Raw genomic sequence first — 1,179 nt, 5'->3', positions numbered from 1 at the left:
TGGGACTGGTATTCGATTTGAGCGTCATGTTAGTCGCGATCGGGGCCGATCTAACGCTCAGGTCGCGATGGCCGTAGCGGCTTGCAATTTGCTCCTCCCCCTCCAAAGGGTGAAGTAAAGAGCGATGAGCCAGACGACCGGGAGTAGTGTCAACAACGACCCTACTGCAGCAATCGTTGGGTCGATTTGTTGTTTCAGGTTCTCCAACATCTTCAAAGGTAATGTCGGGATCGAATATCCGCTGACAAACGATGTTATGATGACCTCGTCGAAGGACGCAAGGAACGCGAACAATGCGCCGCCGATAATACCGGAACGGATAAGCGGTAGGGTCACCCGCATGAAAGTCTGCACAGGCCCTGCACGCATGCTCATCGCTGCCTGCTCCAGTCTTCGGTCGAAGCCCGAGAGAGTTGCCAAGACAACCACAACGACATACCCGATCGCGCCAATCGTCTGGCCGAGAATAATTCCGGTATTGGTCCCCACCAGGCCAAATCTCGCCAACCCGAGATAAACGGCTACCCCAACTACGATGATTGGAAAGGTGATTGGTGTAAGAATTGCCATTGTGAGACCCGACCGCAGGCGTGGCGCGCATCGGCTCAGCCCGAAGGCGGCCAATGTTCCAACGACTGTCGACACGGCGGCGACGATCAAGCCGAATTGGAAACTGTTCCACAGAGCTCCGATCCATGACGGATCTGCGAAGAACGAGTAGTACCACCGCAGGGAAATATCTCTTGGCGGAAACTCGATAAACTCTCCCGCACTAAACGAAATAACGATGACGATCAGGCCGGGTGCCAACAAATAGATCATGACGAGGGTAAGGAAGACAGCACCGAGGATCGTCGACCAGTTGGTGTCCCGTTGCGCATGGTAGAGCGTGGCGGCCCAGTGACGCGCGCGATATGGTATCGCAAATTCATTGAGGCGGCGGATAGCGGTGCCGGCGAAGGCCAGCCTGCTTGAACCGTGCTTTTTCTCTGCTTGTCCTGAATGATCTTGCGCGCCGGCGAGGTTGACGCCGGCCGTAGAGAGAACCACAAGAGCCATTGCAAGCAGAACGAAAGCTGCGGCGGCTGTCTGTCCTATGTTCAAGGAGGTAGCAAGCTGCGAGTTGATGAGGGTTGAGAGCATCGTGTCGCCTAGCCCACCCAAGGCTTGCGGTGTGAT

General features: G+C 55.7%; 1 protein-coding gene. It reads right to left on the bottom strand.

The annotated features are described in order from the left end of the window. Positions 1–57: 57 nt before the first annotated feature. Positions 58–1,179, bottom strand: a 1,122-nt coding sequence (locus RCCGE510_RS32170; RefSeq protein ID WP_007637518.1) for an ABC transporter permease, incomplete at its 5' end; no start/stop codon positions are given.

The sequence above is a fragment of the Rhizobium sp. CCGE 510 genome (assembly GCF_000292525.1).
In the GTDB taxonomy this organism is placed as follows: domain Bacteria; phylum Pseudomonadota; class Alphaproteobacteria; order Rhizobiales; family Rhizobiaceae; genus Rhizobium.
This window is presented reverse-complemented; position numbering and strand designations above follow the sequence as displayed.